The 284-nt window shown below is 46.1% G+C and carries 1 tRNA gene; it reads right to left on the bottom strand.

Going from position 1 to position 284, the window contains the following annotated elements:
- Window positions 1-3: 3 nt before the first annotated feature.
- Window positions 4-79: transfer RNA gene (locus tag H5117_RS20465), tRNA-Glu, on the bottom strand.
- Window positions 80-284: the final 205 nt, after the last annotated feature.

Below are 284 nucleotides of genomic sequence, written 5' to 3'. Positions count from 1 at the left end.
AAGTGGCGTCCCCAAGGGGATTCGAACCCCTGTTACCGCCGTGAAAGGGCGGTGTCCTAGGCCTCTAGACGATGGGGACACATAAATGTGTCACTAGGACAACTGAATTTTTAGACTCGTTTCAGACGAGCTTTCTTAATAACACTACACTTCCCTATTAAAAATAAGTAAGTGGCGTCCCCAAGAGATTAGTACTCTTGATAACGTCGTGCATAGAGAGTGCGGTGTCACACTGCTTTACACAATACTTAAAATAGTAAGTGGCGTCCCCAAGGGGATTCGAA

It is taken from the genome of Pseudoalteromonas sp. SG45-1, assembly GCF_014164135.1.
In the GTDB taxonomy this organism is placed as follows: domain Bacteria; phylum Pseudomonadota; class Gammaproteobacteria; order Enterobacterales; family Alteromonadaceae; genus Pseudoalteromonas; species Pseudoalteromonas distincta.
The sequence above is the reverse complement of the archived record's forward strand: the minus strand, read 5'-3'. Positions and strand labels throughout refer to the sequence as shown.